18 protein-coding genes and 1 pseudogene are annotated in these 19,065 nt (G+C 54.7%); 8 read left to right on the top strand and 11 right to left on the bottom strand.

The window, feature by feature from the left end:
- Window positions 1-173: 173 nt before the first annotated feature.
- Window positions 174-801, bottom strand: a pseudogene (locus AC1RMF_RS16300) (transposase); the annotation flags it as partial.
- 300 nt (window positions 802-1,101) lie between these two features.
- Here AC1RMF_RS16300 and AC1RMF_RS16295 point away from each other — a divergent pair.
- Together AC1RMF_RS16295 and AC1RMF_RS16290 are read left to right on the top strand one after the other, a co-directional pair.
- The gene (locus AC1RMF_RS16295) at window positions 1,102-2,352 is read left to right on the top strand and encodes a porin (protein ID WP_493142750.1); all 1,251 of its coding nucleotides are present in this window, start codon (window positions 1,102-1,104) and stop codon (window positions 2,350-2,352) included.
- A gap of 243 nt (window positions 2,353-2,595) precedes the next feature.
- Window positions 2,596-3,594, top strand: coding sequence for a Bug family tripartite tricarboxylate transporter substrate binding protein (locus AC1RMF_RS16290; protein WP_493142748.1), 999 nt, complete (start codon window positions 2,596-2,598; stop codon window positions 3,592-3,594).
- A gap of 409 nt (window positions 3,595-4,003) precedes the next feature.
- Here AC1RMF_RS16290 and AC1RMF_RS16285 read toward each other — a convergent pair whose 3' ends face one another.
- Window positions 4,004-4,276: a LysR substrate-binding domain-containing protein gene (locus AC1RMF_RS16285; RefSeq protein WP_493142747.1), complete on the bottom strand. Its 273-nt coding sequence runs from the start codon at window positions 4,274-4,276 to the stop codon at window positions 4,004-4,006.
- The gene (locus AC1RMF_RS16280; RefSeq protein ID WP_493142746.1) at window positions 4,215-4,544 is read right to left on the bottom strand and encodes a LysR family transcriptional regulator; all 330 of its coding nucleotides are present in this window, start codon (window positions 4,542-4,544) and stop codon (window positions 4,215-4,217) included. Before AC1RMF_RS16280 ends, AC1RMF_RS16285 begins: the two co-directional genes overlap by 62 nt.
- A gap of 127 nt (window positions 4,545-4,671) precedes the next feature.
- On the opposite strand from AC1RMF_RS16280, the gene AC1RMF_RS16275 reads away from it, so the two are divergent.
- From AC1RMF_RS16275 to AC1RMF_RS16265, 3 genes are all read left to right on the top strand, one after another.
- Window positions 4,672-6,258 (top strand): SMP-30/gluconolactonase/LRE family protein, encoded by a 1,587-nt coding sequence (locus AC1RMF_RS16275; RefSeq protein WP_493142744.1) that lies wholly within the window; start codon window positions 4,672-4,674, stop codon window positions 6,256-6,258.
- A 67-nt stretch (window positions 6,259-6,325) separates the two neighbouring features.
- Window positions 6,326-7,756, top strand: coding sequence for a CoA transferase (locus AC1RMF_RS16270; protein WP_493142742.1), 1,431 nt, complete (start codon window positions 6,326-6,328; stop codon window positions 7,754-7,756).
- Between the two features lie 59 nt (window positions 7,757-7,815).
- On the top strand, window positions 7,816-8,793 hold the full coding sequence (locus AC1RMF_RS16265; RefSeq protein WP_493142740.1) for a Bug family tripartite tricarboxylate transporter substrate binding protein: 978 nt from the start codon (window positions 7,816-7,818) through the stop codon (window positions 8,791-8,793).
- A gap of 31 nt (window positions 8,794-8,824) precedes the next feature.
- On the opposite strand, the gene AC1RMF_RS16260 is transcribed toward AC1RMF_RS16265, so the two are convergent.
- Window positions 8,825-9,547 (bottom strand): enoyl-CoA hydratase/isomerase family protein, encoded by a 723-nt coding sequence (locus AC1RMF_RS16260; protein WP_493142739.1) that lies wholly within the window; start codon window positions 9,545-9,547, stop codon window positions 8,825-8,827.
- 233 nt (window positions 9,548-9,780) lie between these two features.
- On the opposite strand from AC1RMF_RS16260, the gene AC1RMF_RS16255 reads away from it, so the two are divergent.
- Window positions 9,781-11,880 (top strand): acetate--CoA ligase family protein, encoded by a 2,100-nt coding sequence (locus tag AC1RMF_RS16255; RefSeq protein ID WP_493142737.1) that lies wholly within the window; start codon window positions 9,781-9,783, stop codon window positions 11,878-11,880.
- 31 nt (window positions 11,881-11,911) lie between these two features.
- Here the strand turns inward: AC1RMF_RS16255 and AC1RMF_RS16250 are convergent, their stop codons facing one another.
- Complete coding sequence (locus AC1RMF_RS16250; RefSeq protein ID WP_493142735.1) at window positions 11,912-12,814, bottom strand: IclR family transcriptional regulator; 903 nt, start codon at window positions 12,812-12,814, stop codon at window positions 11,912-11,914.
- Between AC1RMF_RS16250 and AC1RMF_RS16245 the strand changes: the two genes are divergently transcribed.
- Both AC1RMF_RS16245 and AC1RMF_RS16240 read left to right on the top strand, forming a co-directional pair.
- Entirely contained in the window at window positions 12,809-14,068 is a 1,260-nt protein-coding gene (locus AC1RMF_RS16245) for an alpha-hydroxy acid oxidase (RefSeq protein ID WP_493142733.1), read from the top strand. The two genes, AC1RMF_RS16250 and AC1RMF_RS16245, sit on opposite strands and share 6 nt — an antisense overlap.
- The gene (locus AC1RMF_RS16240; RefSeq protein WP_493142731.1) at window positions 14,052-14,870 is read left to right on the top strand and encodes an HpcH/HpaI aldolase family protein; all 819 of its coding nucleotides are present in this window, start codon (window positions 14,052-14,054) and stop codon (window positions 14,868-14,870) included. Before AC1RMF_RS16245 ends, AC1RMF_RS16240 begins: the two co-directional genes overlap by 17 nt.
- A gap of 78 nt (window positions 14,871-14,948) precedes the next feature.
- Here the strand turns inward: AC1RMF_RS16240 and AC1RMF_RS16235 are convergent, their stop codons facing one another.
- The 6 genes from AC1RMF_RS16235 to AC1RMF_RS16210 are packed head-to-tail and all read right to left on the bottom strand — an operon-like array spanning window position 14,949 to window position 18,992.
- Window positions 14,949-15,473, bottom strand: a complete 525-nt coding sequence (locus AC1RMF_RS16235; RefSeq protein ID WP_493142986.1) for an acyl-CoA thioesterase — start codon at window positions 15,471-15,473, stop codon at window positions 14,949-14,951.
- A 32-nt stretch (window positions 15,474-15,505) separates the two neighbouring features.
- Window positions 15,506-16,171, bottom strand: coding sequence for a 3-oxoacid CoA-transferase subunit B (locus AC1RMF_RS16230; RefSeq protein WP_493142729.1), 666 nt, complete (start codon window positions 16,169-16,171; stop codon window positions 15,506-15,508).
- Window positions 16,168-16,875: a 3-oxoacid CoA-transferase subunit A gene (locus tag AC1RMF_RS16225; protein WP_493142726.1), complete on the bottom strand. Its 708-nt coding sequence runs from the start codon at window positions 16,873-16,875 to the stop codon at window positions 16,168-16,170. The genes AC1RMF_RS16230 and AC1RMF_RS16225 overlap by 4 nt, the downstream gene beginning before the upstream one ends.
- Window positions 16,876-16,914: 39 nt before the next feature.
- The gene (locus AC1RMF_RS16220) at window positions 16,915-17,520 is read right to left on the bottom strand and encodes a hypothetical protein (RefSeq protein ID WP_493142724.1); all 606 of its coding nucleotides are present in this window, start codon (window positions 17,518-17,520) and stop codon (window positions 16,915-16,917) included.
- Window position 17,521: 1 nt separating this feature from the next.
- Complete coding sequence (locus tag AC1RMF_RS16215) at window positions 17,522-18,040, bottom strand: carboxymuconolactone decarboxylase family protein (protein WP_493142722.1); 519 nt, start codon at window positions 18,038-18,040, stop codon at window positions 17,522-17,524.
- 10 nt (window positions 18,041-18,050) lie between these two features.
- Window positions 18,051-18,992, bottom strand: a complete 942-nt coding sequence (locus AC1RMF_RS16210; protein WP_493142984.1) for a Bug family tripartite tricarboxylate transporter substrate binding protein — start codon at window positions 18,990-18,992, stop codon at window positions 18,051-18,053.
- Window positions 18,993-19,065 lie beyond the last annotated feature (73 nt).

Genomic DNA, 19,065 nt, shown 5'->3' with positions numbered 1-19,065 from the left:
TAGACCCGTCTGGACTTACGGCGCTTTTGACGCCTTCACACTAATCGGGACAGGAGTTTGCGGCTTCTTCATGCAGGCCAGGGGCACTTTAGAAGTGCCCGCGACAGGCCGGATAGATATACGCGAGTCGTCTAGCGCCACCCAGTTTGAGCTTGCGGTTTGCGGGCGGACTATAGAAAGTCCATGGACCACACTTGATTGGCCACCGTTGGGCGCTCCAGCGGGTAGCGTTCGCTCAGCGGTATCTTCTTGCGTCTGCACTTCTTCACCTGCAAACCAGCTTCGGCGTACAGGCGATCGACTCGCTTGTGATTGACGACCTCTCCGGCCTGGCGCAGCTTCAGATAGATCATGCCAGCACCGTAGCGCCTATTCCGCCGTGCCAGAGCGAAGATATTCTCCTGGAGTGCGCAGTTGCTTCCGGTGCGGGCTCATAACGGTATGCACTGGCGCTCATGCCAATGACACGCAACGAACGACGTTCGCTCAGCCAGTGGCTGACAATGTGGCGCACAAGTTCGCGTCTGGCCGGTGCGCTCACCAAGTTTTTCGCAAGGCTTCTTTCGTCACCTCGTTTTCCAGCATCGCTTAGGCCAGCAACCGCTTGAGGCGTGCGTTTTCCGTTTCCAACTCCTTCAGGCGCTTGGCATCCGACACATTCTTTCCGCCAAACTTGCTACGCCAGAGGTAATAGCTGGTCTCCGAGAAGCCATGCCTGCGGCACAGCTCGGCAACTGCCAAACCAGCTTCGGCTCCTCGCAGGAAGCCGATGATTTGTTCTTCGGCAAATCTCTTCTTCACGTCCAATCTCCTGCTTCATGGAATTGGACTCCAGAGTCACAGGCTACTCAAACCCCGGGGGACGTCGCATCAACAAAACTATATAAGTAGTATTCCAAAGAACGGAACATAGCTACGTATTTTGTTGCCAATGGATGTCTCGTCGACGGAAGATTGAAACCGCTGCATTTCCCAAGTGAAGCATTTTCAAGGATGTGCGAAAGTGATAGCTGCCAGAGCGAACAATGGTGACGAGGTAGCTGCGACTAGAGCACATTTGAATGTAAGAACATACCTCATCAATCATCACGGAGTTTTCTCATGATTCGTTACACATCTTTTCGGCGTAAGCTTGTTGCATTGGCTGCCATGGCGGCTTCTAGTGTGGCATTTGCTGACACAGGATACGCTTTGTTTGGCACCATTGATTTGGGCGCAGGCGCCACCACGCGTGACGTGAACGTCGGCAATGTGGCGAATGGTCACACCACGACCAGTCAAGCGGGGGGTGTAGTCAGCAGCAACTACACAAGCGCTTTAGGCATTCGCGGCTCCATCGATGTTCCCGGCGGCCTTACGGCTGGCGGCGTGATAGCTTGGAGCTTGAATCCGAGCAATGTCTCAAATAACGGAACCGTGCAAGGCACCAACAATGGAACGCCCTTCGGCCAAGTCCGGGAAGGCAATATATACCTCGCCGGAACATGGGGCAAGGTCGTCATCGGCTCCCAGTTGACCACCGCTTTTGCCTATGCCAGCAACTCGGGCGCTCTACAAGATTCTGCAATCGGTGGCTCCTTTCATGGGACCGTCAATTCCGTTGCGATCAACAGGGGCGCGTTAGCCATGCTGAATACGTCCGCGGTGCACAATGCAAATACCCAGGTGTCAGGTCCCTATCTGAGCCCTCTGGATGGGGTCACTGGCATTCAGCCTCGCTACGAGAATGCACTGACCTATGCGACGCCCAATTTTGATGGTCTGAGTGGTGCGGTCACCTATATTGGAACGGACAGTGGTACCACCTCTACCGGAGCTGCAGCGGGGACCAACTCGTCTAGCAATCTGAATGGCTTGCTGCTTCGAGTTGACTTCGACAAAGGGCCATGGAGTATTCACGGGGCTCGTTTGGATTTGACACAGGAAGCCACTGCGGCCAAGCGCCAAGTCACAAGTAACTTCATCAATGTTGCATATGACTTCGGGAGTGCATTGGCATGGGGTACCTATGCAGTTGGCGCAAACAATAACCAAGTAGGTGCTGGCGGTATTTCGACCAGAATGACTGAGATTGGTGTGCGTGTTCCATTGGGGCAATGGACTCCTTACGTTTTTGTGGGGAATGGTACGTTGGATAACTCAGCAACTTTTACGTCGACAGCAGCTGGTGGGTCCATCAACTATGGAGTTGGCAGCGTGACTGCCAATGCCTACCAAATTGGGGTGAAATATGCTTTGGTGAAGGGTGCCACTTTGTGGGCAGGCTATGGTCAGTCAAAATTCGAAAATGCAGCAAGCGGTGACTCCGACACGATCAATGGTTATCGTTTTGGTGGGACCTATACGTTCTAGTAGATCGTCGACCTAAGTCTGATTGATGGCATTAGTTCCCTGGCCTTGGTAATCTCTGCCTTCGCCGGGGGCTGATCACACGACTTTGCTGCAATAAAGCATTGAACAATATATTGTTAGATAGGTTACAAGCATAGCTGATATAGCTCGCGTTCAATTTTCACGATGGAGCGTCGACGTCACAATTTGCATAGTAGTGAGGCAATGCCACCTACTAAGAGAATTCCATATTAGGAGATTGTCATGACTTTTACTTTCATTGGATCGGCTTTGAAATACGCCGGCAAGTTGGCTTTGGGAATTGGATTGGCTGCGGTGACGTATGCCGCTTCGGCGGACGATTTCCCTTCGCGGCCCATCCGAATCGTAGTTCCTTATACCCCTGGAGGCCCAACCGACGCGATTGCAAGAGCGCTTGCCGTAAGGCTTGGTAAGGTATTTGGCGGCCAATCTGTGATCGTGGACAACCGAGGTGGGGCAAATGAGATGGTGGGTATTCCCGTGGTTACCCAAGCACAGCCTGATGGGTACACGCTGTTGTTTCATTCGGATGCTGCACTCTCATTGAATGCACTTTTGTACAAAAAGCTCTCCTACGATCCCAAGGATCTCTTTCCCTTGACGCGAATTGCAACTTCGCAAATGGTCATTGCAGTGCCGGAGTCGTTGCCGGTAAAGTCACTGAAGGAACTCGTTGCATATGCGCAAAAGAACCCCAAGGCAGTTTCCTACGGCACCGGCGGTGCAGGCAGCAATACGCACCTTGGTATGGCGTGGCTCTCCAAACACTATAACGCCCCCATGATTGATGTCCACTATAAAGGAATCGCTCCTGCGCTACTGGATCTAGCGGCAGGCACCATTCAGGCTGTTATGGGTGCTCCATCCGTCATGATCCCCCAAGCAAAGAGTGGCAAGATCCGACTTCTCGGCATATCTGGTCTCAAGCGTGCAGCGGCACTGCCCGATGTGCCAACCTACACGGAATCTGGTTTTCCGGATATCGATGAGGGTTTCTATATGGCCATTTCGCTGCCGGTTGGGGTGCCCGCAAATATTCGCAAGAAGCTCCTGGATGCCATTCAGACTGTTGTAAAAGATCCAGAGTTCAGAAAGTCCAATCTCGATTCATTTGCTATGGATCCGGTAGTAGAGACACCTGAAGAGTTCAGCAAATTTTTGGCAAACGCCAAGGCGGTGTATGTTAAGAAGATAGATGCCGCGGGGCTTCAAGTAGAGTGATCACTACCGCTTTGGCGTCTACCAGGAGGGCGCCTGCGCCCCTCAACTTTGCCTGTTCAGCTTCAAGGGGCTCAGATCTGTCTCCCTCAGCAAGGTCAGGGTTTCGCGTAGCAGTCTTGTTGTGGTGCCAGCGCGTGGTGTCGCCAGTACCATATTCAAGGTAAAGGTGGGAGGATCGATATGTGCGTACTGTAATTCCAGCTGAGGGTTTGCCAGAAAAAATGACGCCTTCGGGTAGCACAGAGCTTCCTATGCCTTTGTCAATCAACGAGAGAACAGTTTGCACTGCACCAACTTCGGCCACTATGTCAAGCGTCACATGAATAGGCTGCAGCAAAGCGTTTACCAAATGGCGGGTTGAATTGGGGGCGGCGGGTAGCACCATCGGGTAAATACCCAGGTCCTGCAATCAGACGAATTTCAGTAGCTTTTTGCCCTCAGCCGGAGCCACCAGGATAAGAGATTCCTGTAGGAACGGAGTGCACGATAGAAGGGGTGATGCTGGAGACTCAAAGAGAACCGCTACATCCAGCTGACCTTCGAGCAGAGCCTTTCGGAGTTGCGGGCTAGATGCTTCAATGATCGAATGAGTGCGTGTGGCAGTTTGCGGCGGAATTGCTTCACCAGGTGGGCACTGATAGACAGCGATTCCGGGGTGGAAACCCGATGGTGATGCGTTCAAGTGGGCTTTTGTCGATAGCGTCGAGCTCTTCGCGTGCGGTTTGCACGGTGTTTAGTACATGAGGTGCATGGACCAGCAATGCTGCGCCCGCCACAGTTAATGCAACGCCCCGTTCATGCCGCTCATAGAACCTGTGACCAAGGTCGACTTCCAACAATGCGATATGTCGGTTCAACATAGGTTGCGTCAGCCCCAGTGCCGTACCCGCGCGGCTAAGGCTTAGCAGATCAGCTATACAGACGAAATAGGAGAGGCTTTTGTGGTCCATTGAAAATGGACATAGCTGATATAGGAGCTATGTAGTTTTGCAAGGATGCGTTATCGCGATAATTTTGTCCTGCGCTTGTGTATGCATCCCACAAAAAGATGGGTGGTGCTAGCGGTGGAGACATAAATTGCCTAATTCACATATCATCGATAAACCCTCGATCGAAAACGTAGTCGTTACCGAGCAGACACTTCCGGTTGTGCCGAATACTACGCAAACCATTGGTCCTGGTTTCGCATTGCGGGCCAGAGTAGGGTTCGCGACGGTAACGCGTGCGACCGCGCTGCCCCAGACAAAACTTCTGCGTGCTTGGCGGATTGTCGAAGTCCCGGAAGGTCTGTCGCATATTGTCGCGTTAACCGATACAGATGGCACGGGCTTTTTGCCGCTGCAGCCTCTGCCCTCTGGCGGCGTGGATGCAATGCTAACAAACACCCCCTATGCCGTAATCGACAAAGCCCCAGATTGGTCAACCGGGCATGTGGCGCTTGTCATAGCAGTTAAGCACCCGAAATTTACGAATGCAACCTATCTCGCCCGTCTCAAGCGGCACGTCAATCTGGTGGTCGGTTTGTTTGAGTCAAAAGGATTGGATGGCTATTTTGTGTTCGCGGGCGCGGATTATGAATGGGCTTTTCTTCACTGGCCAGACGAGGAAACGGCGCAAAGGGCTTTTGCGACGCCAGACGGGGCAACCGGACCATTGGATGCCAAGTCCATACAGCGGGCAATCGACCGTACAGCCCTTTCGCAGGAAGACTGCGTTGGGCCAGACATAGTCGATAAGGTGCCCGCTTCGGTAATGGGTGATGGTCTATGGGCGCCTGAGGGGCCGGTCTGGCTGCCCAATGGTGATGTCCTAGTGGTCGAGATGCGTCGGAAAACCCTGACCCGGATTACCCCTACCGGCTTTCGAACTGTCGTTGCAACACTTGGAGGAAGCCCCAACGGCGCAGCATTGGGCGAGGACGGGCATGTCTACGTGTGCAACAGTGGCGGCTTCAGTTTTATGCGCAATGATGCGGGGCAACTTCTTGTGCATGGCCAGCCGGAAGATTACACCGGTGGGCGAATTGAGCGTGTACACCCGGACACGGGCGAGGCCAGAGTTGTCTACAGCGAAGTGAATGGCCACCCATTGAGAGGGCCAAACGATATCGTGATGGACGGATGCGGCGGGTTTTGGTTCACCGACTTGGGCAAGGTGCGAGCTCGCGATATGGACCGCGGTGGCGTGTATTACGCGCGACTTGATGGCACCTTTATTGAGGAGGTTGTGTTTCCACTGCTCACGCCCAACGGCATAGCACTCTCGCCCGACGGGCGGACGTTGTACGTTGCGGAAACGATGAGTGCCCGGCTACTTGCGTTTGACGTGGTAGCGCCGGGTCGGCTTAAGGCTGGTGGAGACGTAAGCGGCAAAACATGTCGCTGTGTCTACGTCGCTCCCGATTTCGTTAAGTTCGACTCGATCGCCGTCGAAGCCTCGGGCAATATTTGCTTGGCTGTGCTGTTTCGTGGGTCAATCACGACGGTGAATCCAAAAGGTGAGATTGTCGATGTCTACCCGGTCGACGATGTGCGCACTACCAACATTTGTTTCGGTGGACCGGAAATGCGCATCGCCTTTGTCACCCTGGCGGCCCGTGGGGTGCTGATGCAAGTCGAATGGCCAAGAGACGGTCTGCGACTTAACGGTTACCCGCCTGCGTGATGTCGTGCGCGGTTACGGTGCCACGCAGTGACAGATCGATTTCATAGCTTTGCGTCCGGAGAATTTCATGAGCCATAACGCTTCGTCAGATGCCATGGAATCAGCAAGTTTTTCCGCTGAATCGGAAAGTGCTTTCGCTCACCTAGCATTGTGCCTTGAGCTTGACACTACCGCTGCTGATGTGCGATTTACTGGCGAAGCGCCACAATTGGAAAGCCGCCATCAGTTGACTGCAGCGCAGGCTGCCGCGATTGCAGCAGTGGCCCATGGGGTCGCTGGTCGCTGGCGCGACGCCAAGGGTCAACGCCAGAGCGTTGACATTGATGCGCTGCAGGCAGCGTGCAGCCTGAATCCGACCTACTTCCAAAGACAGAGCGGGCATTCCATCGCCATGATTCGGCTCGCCCGTGAGTTGAAGGCAGCTTTCTATCGCACAGCGGATGATCGGTGGTTTTATCCCATGGGCTCATATCCGCATTTGCGTGACGGAGTGATGTCCTTGCTGGACAGCCCCAACACGACAGAAGGGTTGGCTGCACGAATCGGCCGCTGGCAGGCTCAGGAGCTTGAAGATGCTTTTGCTGCTGCACGACTGCCTGGCGTTTTCGCCCGTAGCTCAGAAGAATGGGCTGTGCACGACCAGGGACGCGCTTTGTGGGCAGAGTCAGTCATCAGCGTCGAAAAAATTGGCGAAAGTGAGCCCGAGGCTTCGCGGCCCTACCGTCGGCCGTTAGATGACTTGCGTGTGCTGGATGTGTCCCACGTTATCGCCGGTCCGATAGTTGCACGTACCTTCGCCGAGCATGGCGCCGACGTGTTGCGCATTTCTTCACCAATGCAACCCGATGCGCAGGCAATGATCATTGACACAGGCATTGGCAAGCGTTGTAGTTATATCGATATGGAGCAGGAGAGTGACGCGGCGCAGCTACGCAAATTGGCTGCGGATGCGGATGTGTTCGTTCAGTCCTGGGCGCCTAGCAGTCTGGACCGCAGAGGGTTTTCCGCTGAACATCTTGCTAATCTGCGGCCGGGTATCGTGTACGTGTCGGTGAGTTGCTTCGGCTTCTCCGGCCCATGGTACGCACGCAAGGGATTCGAACAGTTAGGGCAGGCGGCCAGCGGCATCTGCGTGACCGATGCACAAGGTGGAAAACCGCGTACTGTTCCAACCTATTTGCTCAATGATTACCTGACTGGCTACCTTGGTGCGGCAGGCGCGCTTGCTGCCCTCGCGCGCCGAGCCAAAGAGGGTGGAAGCTACCACGTCAAGGTTTCGCTCACGCGCACTTCAATGTGGGTGCAACAACTGGGCCTTCGTCCCTATCCGGCCAGGGTTGTCACGCTTGATGATCTGCAGCCGCAAATGCAACAGCGTGCATCTGCCTTTGGTGTGTTGGAGCAATTGGGACCTGTTGCGAGGTTCAGTGTGACGCCTCCAGCCTGGGTGTTGCCGCCAGCGCCGTTGGGAAGCAGCGCCCCTGTTTGGGTTTCCTAAGCGGCTGCCGCGAGCCCCAGCGACCTGGGCCATTGAGTCGATCACAAAGGAGACAAAAAATGAAATTCGTTCTCTCGATACCGGTGCTCTTTGCACTTGGTTTCGGCGCCGCCATGGATATCGTCCAAGCTGCTGACGCTTATCCTTCAAAACCTGTTCGCATTATTATCGGTTACCCACCTGGTGGCCCTACAGATGCAGTGGGCCGCTTGATTTTCACGGAGCTCGCGCACCGTATGGGGCAGCCGATGATAATCGAGAACCGGCCTGGCGCAACTGGTGCCGTGGCAGCCGACTTTGTCGCGAAAGCTCCGGCTGACGGATACACCCTGCTCTATGGAACATCAGCAATGGCCACTATTCCGGCGCTCTACAAGCGCCCGGACATGGAGCCATCCAGATTTATGAAGCCAGTAGCTTGCACGGTAGGCATTCCCTTCGCGTTGCTGGTAAATCCTTCACTGCCGGTAAAGACAGCAGAGGAGTTGGCGCAGCTTATTAAACAAAACCCAGGTAAATACTTTCAGGGCTCGTCGGGCAATGGAAGCACGGATCACCTCACCGGCGTCATGGTCGGAAAGACGCTCGGTTGGCAATATATCCACGTCCCTTACAAGGGCAACTCGGCCGCTCTGACGGATCTGGCCGCTGGCACCGTCAGCTACATGTTTGCTGGTGCCCTGCAGTCGGCTTTGCCACTCGTCAAAGATGGACGCATGCGACTGTTGGCAGTGAGCACCGCGCACCGCTCGCCACTTTTGCCTGCGGTTCCGACTATCAGCGAGACCTTGATCAAGGGCTTTGATACCAGCACATGGCAAGCGCTGATGGCCCCAATTGGCACGCCCGCCGCTATCGTCGAGCAGCTCAATAGCCGCGTCAATGAAGTGTTGGCTGATCCCGTCATCAAGGAGAAGTTGCTACAACAGGCGGCCGATTCCATCGCCCAAACTCCTGCGGAGTGCGGTTCCTTCATACAGAAGGAATACCTACGTTGGTCAGAGTTGATCCAGAGCTACAAAGTCAGTTTGGATTGAAGCGGTTTTCATGATACAGAACGCACGTAGATCAGGTGTGTGGTGCCAACTTCAACAGCTGGGCGTTGATGTCCCGGCCTGCTTCCAAACCATGCTCCAGGGTAGTTTCACACGCACGATAGAACAGTTGCTTGGTAGCACTCATCACCATTGGGGGAGCTTCTGCAAGGCGCAGGGTGAGTGCAAGTGCATGTTCTTCAAGTTCGTCATCTTCATGCACGGAATTGGCCAGTCCCAGCTCCAGAGCGCGTTGGGCCGGAACTCTATCGCCGGTGGTGAGCAGGAAAAACGCCTCCCTTGGGCCGACCAATCGCACCAGCCCGGGCACAACCAGTGCTGGTGGAATCCCTTGTCGGATTTCCGGAAAGCTCAATATGGCCGATTTCCCAAATAGTGTCATATCGCAACTCAGTGCGAGCGCGGCTCCACCACCCACAGCGGCCCCGCGCACGGCGGAGATGATTGGCTTGCCCATGCGCGCACCGGAGCCGAAGAGCTCGGCAAGCAAGTCATTGCGCAAGGCCAGATCTCGGGAAGGCGATGTCTGCGATTCGTCCCTGTCTCCTCCGGCACAAAAAGTTGTGCCGGATGCCACCAGCATCACCACACGCGTACCTTCGTCGACCTCCGCGCTTCTGTATGCATCCAGGAGCGCTTGCACCAGTGCAAGGTTGAGAGCATTGCGCTTGTCGGGCCGGTTGAGGCGCAATATGCGCACGGGACCGTGCTGCTCGATCAGGATTTCGTGTGTCATCGGGGTGCTCCGCAGTAGGCAAGAGGAATTTGATGTGATTTAAGCAATAAACGCATCAATTGTCCTGTTATGAAATAATATGAATAAATCCATTATAATGAGATTAGTTAAATTTTGTAGATGGGCAGGGTAGAGTAGGCGATCTTTCGTCTTCGTTATCTGCGCATATTCAAGGTATCAAAGTGCCATCGAGAAAGCACTTAAAACCGTCAACCTTCTAGCCCCCGCCCTCTATGTATAACGGCCTTTCCTCCCTAAAGTGTTTGCTTGTTCCACGCTCTGTGGCAGTCATCGGCGCTTCGGACGATCCGTTGCGAATTGGAGGCAGGCCAATTGCATACATGCTTGAACAGAGGTTCCAAGGCCGCTTAATGCCTGTTAACCTGAACCGGCCCACAATACAAGGGCTACCGGCTTTCGCTTCGGTAGACGAGCTGCCAGAAGTGCCAGACGTGGCCATCATTGCGGTTGCGGCCAAGAATGCGCCTGAAGTAATTGCACAACTGGCTGCCCGTGGGACGGCGGCGGGCATCGTCTTTTCGTCGGGGTTCGCTGAAACGGGCCAGTCAGGCGCGCTGGCGCAACAGGAGCTGGTGCAGGCAGCACGCGCGCACGGCATGCGTCTCCTTGGCCCCAACTCGCTGGGGGTGCTCAATCCAAGCATCGGGTTTTACGGCACTTTCGTATCCAGTGTAGAACTCGGCTGGCCGCAGCCTGGACGAGTGGGGGTCGTCAGTCAGTCCGGGGCCTACGGCGGTCACATCCTCTGCGTAGCAAGAGAACTTGGTATTGGCATTTCGTCGGCAGTGATGACGGGCAACGAGTGCGACATTAGCCTGGCTGACATGGTGCAGGCCATGGTGGCGGATGAACGTACCGATGTGATAGCTGTTTACTCCGAGGGCATTCAGGACGGCACGCGCTTGATTGACGCCTTTGAGGCCGCCCGCCGTGCTCGAAAACCAGTAGTCATGATGAAAGTTGGCACCAGTGCCTTAGGGAGCGCGGCAGCCCAGTCACACACGGCGTCCATCGCTGGAAACGACGCAGTGACTGATGCGGTGCTGGCGGAGTTCGGGGTACTGCGAGTCAAATCGACCGAACATATGCTCGATGTAGCAAGACTGTCTACGCGGCGCATCTTCCCGATTGCCAACACCCTAGGCGTGATCAGCACCAGCGGCGGAGCCGGGGTCATCATGTCGGATGCTGCCGAGGCCGTAGGCTTGTCCATGCCGGAAATGCCAATCGTGGCACAGGAGCGGTTGAAGGCGCTGGTGCCCTTTTCTTCACCACGCAATCCCGTAGATTGCACCGCACAATTCCTCAATGACATGAGCCTCATAGGCAGCTTTGCCGAATCGGTGATGGATGATGGTGGTTACCAGTCCGTTTTGGGGTTTTTTACGTTCACGGGCGGTGCCCAATCGATAGCACCGCATCTGCGTGCCCAACTCAAGGCGGTGCGTGACCGTCATCCTGAGCGTCTCTTCGTGTTGTCGTTGCTTGCGCCTCCGGACAGATTACGTGACTACGAGGAAGATGGGTTCACAGTATTCGCAGATCCCAGCCGGGCCGTTACTGCGATTGCTGCGATGGGCTATTTTGGTGAAGCATTTTCGCGGCGTGCCGCTCAGCTTCCCCCCTCAGGGTCGGTGCCAGATCTGCCCGAAACGACACCCAGTGAAGCAGAGGCCAAGCGCGTACTGGCACAGGCTGGCATTTCGATCGCACCTGAGCAAGCCTGTGCCGATGCTGAGGAGTGCGTTGCTGCGGCAGCGGCGCTGGGGTTCCCTGTGGTGATGAAGATACTTTCGGCTGACATACAGCACAAGTCTGAAATCGGTGGTGTTTTGCTTAATGTTGAGGACGTCGAGGCGGTGCGCATTGGTTTTGATCTGCTGATACAGCGAGCTGCTGCTGCGCTACCCGATGCGCGAATCGAAGGCGTACTCGTGGCTCGGCAGATGAGCGGAGGGGTCGAGTGCATCCTGGGCGTTCAGCGCGACCCTGTGTTCGGACCAGTGGCTATGTTTGGGCTTGGTGGCATATTTGTAGAGGTAATGCAGGATGTGGTGTTACGCCGCTGCCCATTTGGTGAGGATGTGGCGGAGCAACTGATCCGCTCAATCAAGGGCGCACCACTTTTATTGGGTGCGCGAGGAAAGCCTCCGGTAGACATTGCAGCATTGGCAACCATGCTGTCGAAACTGTCGGTCTTTGCCCATATGGCTGGTCCGACCTTGCGCTCAGTTGACTTGAACCCGGTGATGGCTATGCCAGCAGGCCAGGGAGCCTTTGCGGTCGACGCAGTTCTGGATATTGGTTTGTAAGCTTGGCTAACTAGGCGTACACAATTCAACGTCAGTTGGTGTGAGTACTATGCGGTGCGATCATGGAATCAACATATGCCATGCAAATTCGCTCCCCGAGGTGCCGCAATTCGTCAATCCGCTCCGCCAGCGGCACGGTCGTGCCGCTGGCGGCAGAGTAGGTTTCAGCCAGACTGCCAAGTACTCTCTTCTCCGACGGCATTAGCAAGGGCACAGCGATACCGCTTAGAAGTGGCGTGACGGTACCTGCACTTTCAGCCCAGCCGCGACGCCTTATGAGCGCCATATTGCGGCGGAAATCATCCCAAGTGTCTCCGAGTCCTGCCTGAGCGATCTCAGACATCATGCGTAAATACATCTCTCGTACGCGATGGGCCGAGAGGTTTGCCAGCATTACAACAGAACCTGCGCCGGTAAACAAAGGGAACGGCATTCCCCGCGCCTTCAGTACACGAATGGTATGGCGGTCGTCTTGCAGTAAGGTGTCTGGCCCCACTTTGTAAATGCAAAGCACCTTCCCTCCATAGTAAGCGTTTAGCATCAAAACCCGGTTGTCGCAGGACACATTCTCCAACACGGTCTGGCCAGCTCGGTAAAGGGGATCGGTGAGCGTGGAAAGACGTTCCAGCTCAATCACGCGGGGCCCCAGGCTGTACCGACCAAGTGCAACAGGCGCTAGCAAGCCGACGTCACACAGTTCACGCAAGTAGCGATAGGCCGTCGACCGACCTAAGCCCAGTTTCGAAGCTATGTCTTCGGCTGAGAGAAGTGCCTGCGAAAGTGAGAACAAATCCAGAATGCTCAACACCTTGGCGGAGCTCGATCTAGAGTTAATGGATGTGGGACGCATGAAATATTGAATGAAAGTCAGAACTATAGCCGCGTAACCACTGGTTCGATAAAGTAAAATATTCCCGCTAAATTCAAAATGCATATTTTCCCTTTATATGGGATAAAATGGTATCCATCGAATATTCACGAGGTGCAAGTGAAACTGGCGGATGCCCAAAATCTTCACGACCTGCGCAGGTTGGCAAAGTCTTTTTTGCCGCGCGGCATGTTTGAATTTGTGGATCGTGGTGCAGAGGACGAGTGTGCACTGGCCGCCAACCGCCGTGCTTTTGGCGGTATCTGTCTTTATTCACGCGGTCTAATTAACGTGGAGCAGCGTTCCCAATCCGTCGAACTGCTGGGTGAACTGCAGGCGATGCCAATTGTCATTGCGCCGACGGGTGTCGCCGGCTTGTTGCGTTACCAAGGTGAGCTCGCGTTGGCGCGGTCCGCAGCTGCTGCAAATATTCCATTTACGCTCTCAGTTGCATCGATAACTAGCATGGAAGACATCGCTCGTAGTGGCGCGAGCCTCTGGTTTCAGATGTACATGTGGCCACAACCTGAAATGTCCTATCTTCTGGCCGATCGAGCCTGGGCTGCGGGATGCCGCACGCTAGTGCTGACAATCGACAGCGTAGCCATCCCCAACAGGGAGTTCAATCACCGCAATGGTTTTAGCATTCCTGTGCGCTTGAATCGGCGCAATGCGTGGGACCTGGTAACGCACCCGCGCTGGCTGCTGGGTGTGATGGGGCGCTACCTGGCGGGTGCTGGCATGCCGGGTTTTGTCAATTACCCGCCGGAAATGATGCAAAAGATCTCCGAGAACCCACGCTTGGGCCAGACACTACGCAACGAGCGCTTCACATGGGCACAACTTGCGCCCATTCGCGAACGCTGGAAGGGCCGTCTGGTAGTCAAGGGCATTTTGCATCCGCAGGATGCAGAGCTTGCCGTGTTGGCGGGCGCGGACGCAGTGGTGGTTTCCAACCATGGGGGCAGAAACTTTGATAGTGCCCCGACAGCTATTTCGCAATTACCAGCAGTAGTGAGGCAGGTCGCTGGTCGCGCTGAAGTGCTGGTTGATGGAGGCATCATGCGCGGCAGCGACGTGCTAAAAGCAATCGCCCTTGGCGCACATGGTGTTATGTTGGGGCGCGCTCCCCTCTACGGTTTGGCAGCGGGCGGGCAGGGCGGCGTGGACATGGCATTGCAGATTCTGCGTACAGAAATTGATCGCGGTATGGCGTTCATGGGATGCAAGACATTGGCCGACCTCGGTATCCACTGTCTGGTGCGACCCAATGTGACGATAGCAACCCCAATGACACAGAGACATGAACAATACGAATAACGGCGTAACACCGGTGAATCACCTCAAGCGCCTCTGGACGGAGGGTCGCGTTGCGGCTTCCATGATCGTACGTATGGCGCGTGGGCCCGAGATTGGCAGGCTTGCCGCCAGCGGCGGCATGGATCCACTGTATGTGGACATGGAGCACAGCAGCCTGTCTTTCGAAAGTGTTTCGGCAATCTGCATTGCTGCGCAAGAAGCGGGAGTAACACCATTGGTTCGCCTTGCTGCAAACTCCACCAGTGATGCCACGCGCGCGCTGGATGGGGGTGCTATGGGCATCATTGCCACGCATGTTCAATCAGTGGCGGAAGCACGTCATGTGGTTTCTATTGCTAAATACCCTCCGCTTGGTGAGCGCTCGCTAGCTAGTGGACTGCCGCACTTCGGCTACCACACTCCCCCGGCAGCTCAAGCCATGGAAACACTCAATCGGGAGTTACTGGTGGTGTTTATGATCGAAAGCCACACTGCAGTAGGCGCAATAGAGTCCATCGCAGCGGTCGAGGGTGTGGACATGCTGCTAATCGGAGCGGGCGATCTGTCGGCTGATATGGGCCTCGCCGGTCAGCTAGAACATACGCTTGTCGACACAGCTATTTGCCGCATTATTGATGCTGCCGTGGCCAACGGTAAAGTCGCCGGTCTCGGTGGTTTAGCGCAGAAACCAGAATTGCTGCGGCGCTACGTTGCACGAGGCGCGCGTTACGTGTCTACCGGTGCCGATTTGGGTTTTCTATTGTCTGCAATTGCCGAAAAAGCCGCATCAGTTCGACGGATGGTTGTCGAATCAACACAGTGATTGCTGCATCGCTGCAAGGGCAGACTCGCAATAGTTCGAAATCTACCGCTGAGGACCACCTATTGGAAACCAGGTACTTCAAAAGTATCCGCCACTTTCGTTTATCCCAATTGCCACAAAAGGATCCTGATTCCTCGCACGCTCAAATCGCTCCCCAAATTCCTGACGCAGCTGTTTGCGCACAACTGCTGCAGCATGTCGACGCTTTTGATCCTGCGTGAATGGCTGCAGGGATGGAACTGCAACTGGCCTGCGATCATCATCAACAGCTACCATGGTGAAAAAGCAACTGTTAGCGTGCCGCACGACCTGTGTACGGATGTCTTCGGCAACTACCTTTATGCCAACTTCCATGGAAGAGGTACCAGTGAAATTGACAGAAGCCAGGAATGTGACAAGCTCTCCCACATGAATTGGCTGCCTGAATACGACTTGATCAACGGATAGTGTCACTACGTAGCATCCGGCATATCGGCTGGCGCAGGCATAAGCAACCTGATCCAGAAATTTCAGTACCGTTCCGCCATGGACATTGCCAGAAAAGTTTGCCATGTCCGGAGTCATCAGAACAGTCATCGTCAGTTCATGCGTGGGCAGACTCAATTCGGATTCTCCAATTGGCGTAGCGTAGGTCTTCACAGGGTGAGACTGCCGGGCGCCACCTGTGCAATCGGCAGACCCACCAGTGATTTCAGCTCCGCATGCGAAAGCCCTTCCACTTTGTCGATCAGCACCAGACCTTCAGGACTGCAGCCAAGGGTCGCAAGGTCTGAATAAATGCGTTTGACACAAGCAATTCCAGTCAGCGGATAAGAACATTTTTGGACCACCTTGCTTTCCCCCTGTTTCGTCAGCAAATCCATCATGACCCAGGTCTGTTTTGCACCAATTGCCAAATCCATTGCGCCCCCCACGGCAGGAATTGCCCCTGCCTCACCCGTGTGCCAGTTTGCCAGGTCACCAGTAGCACTGACTTGAAATGCCCCAAGTACGCAGATGTCCAGGTGGCCACCACGCATCATGGCAAAACTGTCTGCGTGGTGAAAGAAGGAACCTCCAGGCAACAGCGTCACAGGCTGCTTGCCAGCATTGATCAAGTCGAAGTCCTCATTTCCGGCAGAAGGCGCAGGCCCCATACCCAGAATGCCGTTCTCGCTATGCAGCAGCACCTCTCTTCCGGCTGCAATGTGATTGACGACCAGGGTCGGCATGCCAATTCCAAGATTGACAGTAGCACCCTCCTTGATATCCTGTGCGATCCTGGCTGCAAGTTGATCTTTGGTACGTCGTTGATATGTCATATTGCTGCCACTTTCTTGAAGCCACCAGCCTGCGTTGCCTGATGCACAACCCGGACAATTTGCTGAACAAAAATCCCCGGGGTCACGATGTTTTCAGGTTCAAGCCCACCCAGTTCCACAATTTCGTGAACGGTTGCAACCGTCTTTCGGGCGGCAGTGGCCATGACTGGACCAAAATTCCTTGCGGCCATCCGATAAGTCAAATTACCCCAACGGTCACCACGTTCGGCCTTTATCAGCGCAAGATCTGCGGCAATTGGCATTTCCAGGACGTAGCTTTTCCCGTTGATTTCCCGTGTCTCTTTGCCTTTGGCCAGTTCCGTTCCGTAGCCTGTTGGGGTGAAGAATGCGCCGATGCCTGCCCCGGCAGCGCGGATGCGTTCTGCAAGATTTCCTTGAGGCACGAGTTCAAGTTCAATTTTTCCCGCCCTGTACAGTGCATCGAAAATTTGGCTGTCCGCCTGACGAGGAAAACTGCATATGATTTTGCGCACCCGGCCGGCCTTGAGTAAGGCAGCAAGCCCCCCTTCACCGTTGCCAGCATTGTTGTTTACTACGGTCAAGTCCCGTGCTCCCTGAGCAATAAGACCATCAATCAGTTCATTGGGAATGCCTGCCGTGCCGAAGCCGCCTATCATCACCACGGCACCATCCTGTGTGTCCGCTAGTGCATCTTCAACGCACGCAGCGATTTTGTTAATCATAAAAGTGGCCCATTTGTCTACGAGTGAAAAATCTGTGCGTCATGCAATCACTTCAAACATTGTTCGCTTGGTATTCGTAAAGTGGGGGCGGGCCACCTCACTCCAGGGTGTATTGCGCACCGCCAGCCAAGGTGGAGACCCTAAAGTGTGTTCACTAAGGAGGTCATAGCAAGCTAGAGACAAGGGTCCCTTGTCGTAGTTCAGCATCCGCATGGCGTGAACGCAACCTGGAACTGCGGCCAGTCCTGGCATGTGTTCGGTGTCATACCAACGAGCCAGTTCGCTCATCCACCCAGCATCAGGATCCATCTCCACCACATAGTGAAAGGCGGGCTTCTCACTGTGCGAAATGCCTGGACGATCCAAGACACATTCCAGCCTGGAGACACCCAGAGCCATGTCTCCATTCAAAACTCTGTTGAATTCCGTCTCAAGTGGTTTCAACTCCCAAGCTTCCATCATGGTGCGATGCAAAAGTTTGGCGTACACGTAGCATATGCGCCCTTTAGCGGAGCATGCCATGCGATACAAGCGCATGGGAAGTGGGCTGCGCGTGCACATTTCGGAAACAAGCTCTAACAGGCGCTCCCCATGAGAGTCCTCAGTTGAAATTTGTACAAGAATAAAGTCGGTTGTCTGTGGCATATCAATGCCCAATGTGAAGCGCTACCAGAAATCGGGAAACCATGTTGTAAGCCGCGATAGTGGCTACCAAATCAATCTGCTCCCTTTTGTGAAAGTGCTGTTGCACCTGTGCGAACAATTCATCCGGAACTTCAATATCACGGGTCATGGTGTCCGTGAGCTCTACGGCAATTCGTTCCACGGACGACAGCGGCGCATTGACCGCCAAGGGAACGGTACGGGTTGCGTCGATAGACGCTTGCGATACACCTGCTGCCAGTGCATGTGGAACGTGGGCCTCAAATTCATAGGGCGCCCGGTTCAGAATCGCTACGCGCAAAATAACGAGTTCTCTCATGCTGGCGGCAAGGCTATTGCGGTTACGCACGGCGGATAGCATTTGCTCCCAACCCTGCGTAATTGCCGGGCTGTTAAGCAATACCTGATACAGCGTGGAAATTCTTCCGCGCTCAGCCAGTATTTGGGACTCCAGAGCAGCCAACTCGGGTTGAGTACCGGGGGTGATGGGGTGTATCCGCATGATAAGCCGATCAATCTGCCTTGATGCCATTCGCACGCACGACACGTGCCCATTTTGCTGAGTCGGCTTTCAGCAACGCCGCCAGTTCTGCTGGTGTCGATGGTGCGGGCTCGGCCCCTGAGGCCTGCAACCGAGTCTTGACTGACTCAGTGGCAAGTGTGCGCTGGACCGCTTGATTGATACGATCAACATCTGCTATCGAAGTCCCTTTGGATGCAAACAGTCCGTACCAATTGTCGGAGTCCACTCCAAGTATGCCCATTTCAGCAAATGTCTTTACGTTGGGCAGCAGAGGGTGCCGTTTGGTCGAGGCAAGACCAATGGGTTTGAGCTTGCCCGATTTGATGTAGGGCATAAGGCCGGGAATGTCTCCAAAGAAACCGTTCACATTGCCACCCAGCAGATCTGTAATGGCAGGGGCTGCGCCCTTGTAGGGGACATGCAGGAGCTTGATTTTGGCGGACTCATTGAGCAGCTCCATTGCCAGATGTGGCACGCTGCCGGTACCCGTTGACGCCATTGTCAACGGGTCTTTTTGCTGTCGGCTGGAAGCTACAAATTCTGCGCCAGTGTTATAGGGCGCATTGATGCCAACAACCAGAACCTCGACGTTGTTGACAATGAGGGAAACCGGCTTCAGGTCCCTCTGCGGATCATACGAGAGCTTCTCATAAAGCGAAGGATTGATAGCCACGGCCCCCACGCTGCTGAGCCAGAGAGTATTTCCGTCTGGTGCGGCGTGCGACACATATTCCGCAGCGATGGCGCCGTTGGCTCCCGCTTTGTTTTCAATGATGACTTGCTGCCCCAGCTCCTTGCCTAGTTGCTCTGACAAGGTTCTTGCCACAAAGTCCACGGGACCGCCGGGCGGAAAGGCGACGACCAGATGAAGGACTTTTGATTGCGCCATCGCTAAGGAAGCTGAGGCGAACATCGATGCCACAAACACCATGGTGAATGCGCGGCGAGCCACATGTAATAGTTTCATTTTGTCTCCTTTAGTGGTTATTCAACTTGCAAACTGT

The organism is Rhodoferax sp. GW822-FHT04A08 (assembly GCF_058801025.1).
This window is presented reverse-complemented; position numbering and strand designations above follow the sequence as displayed.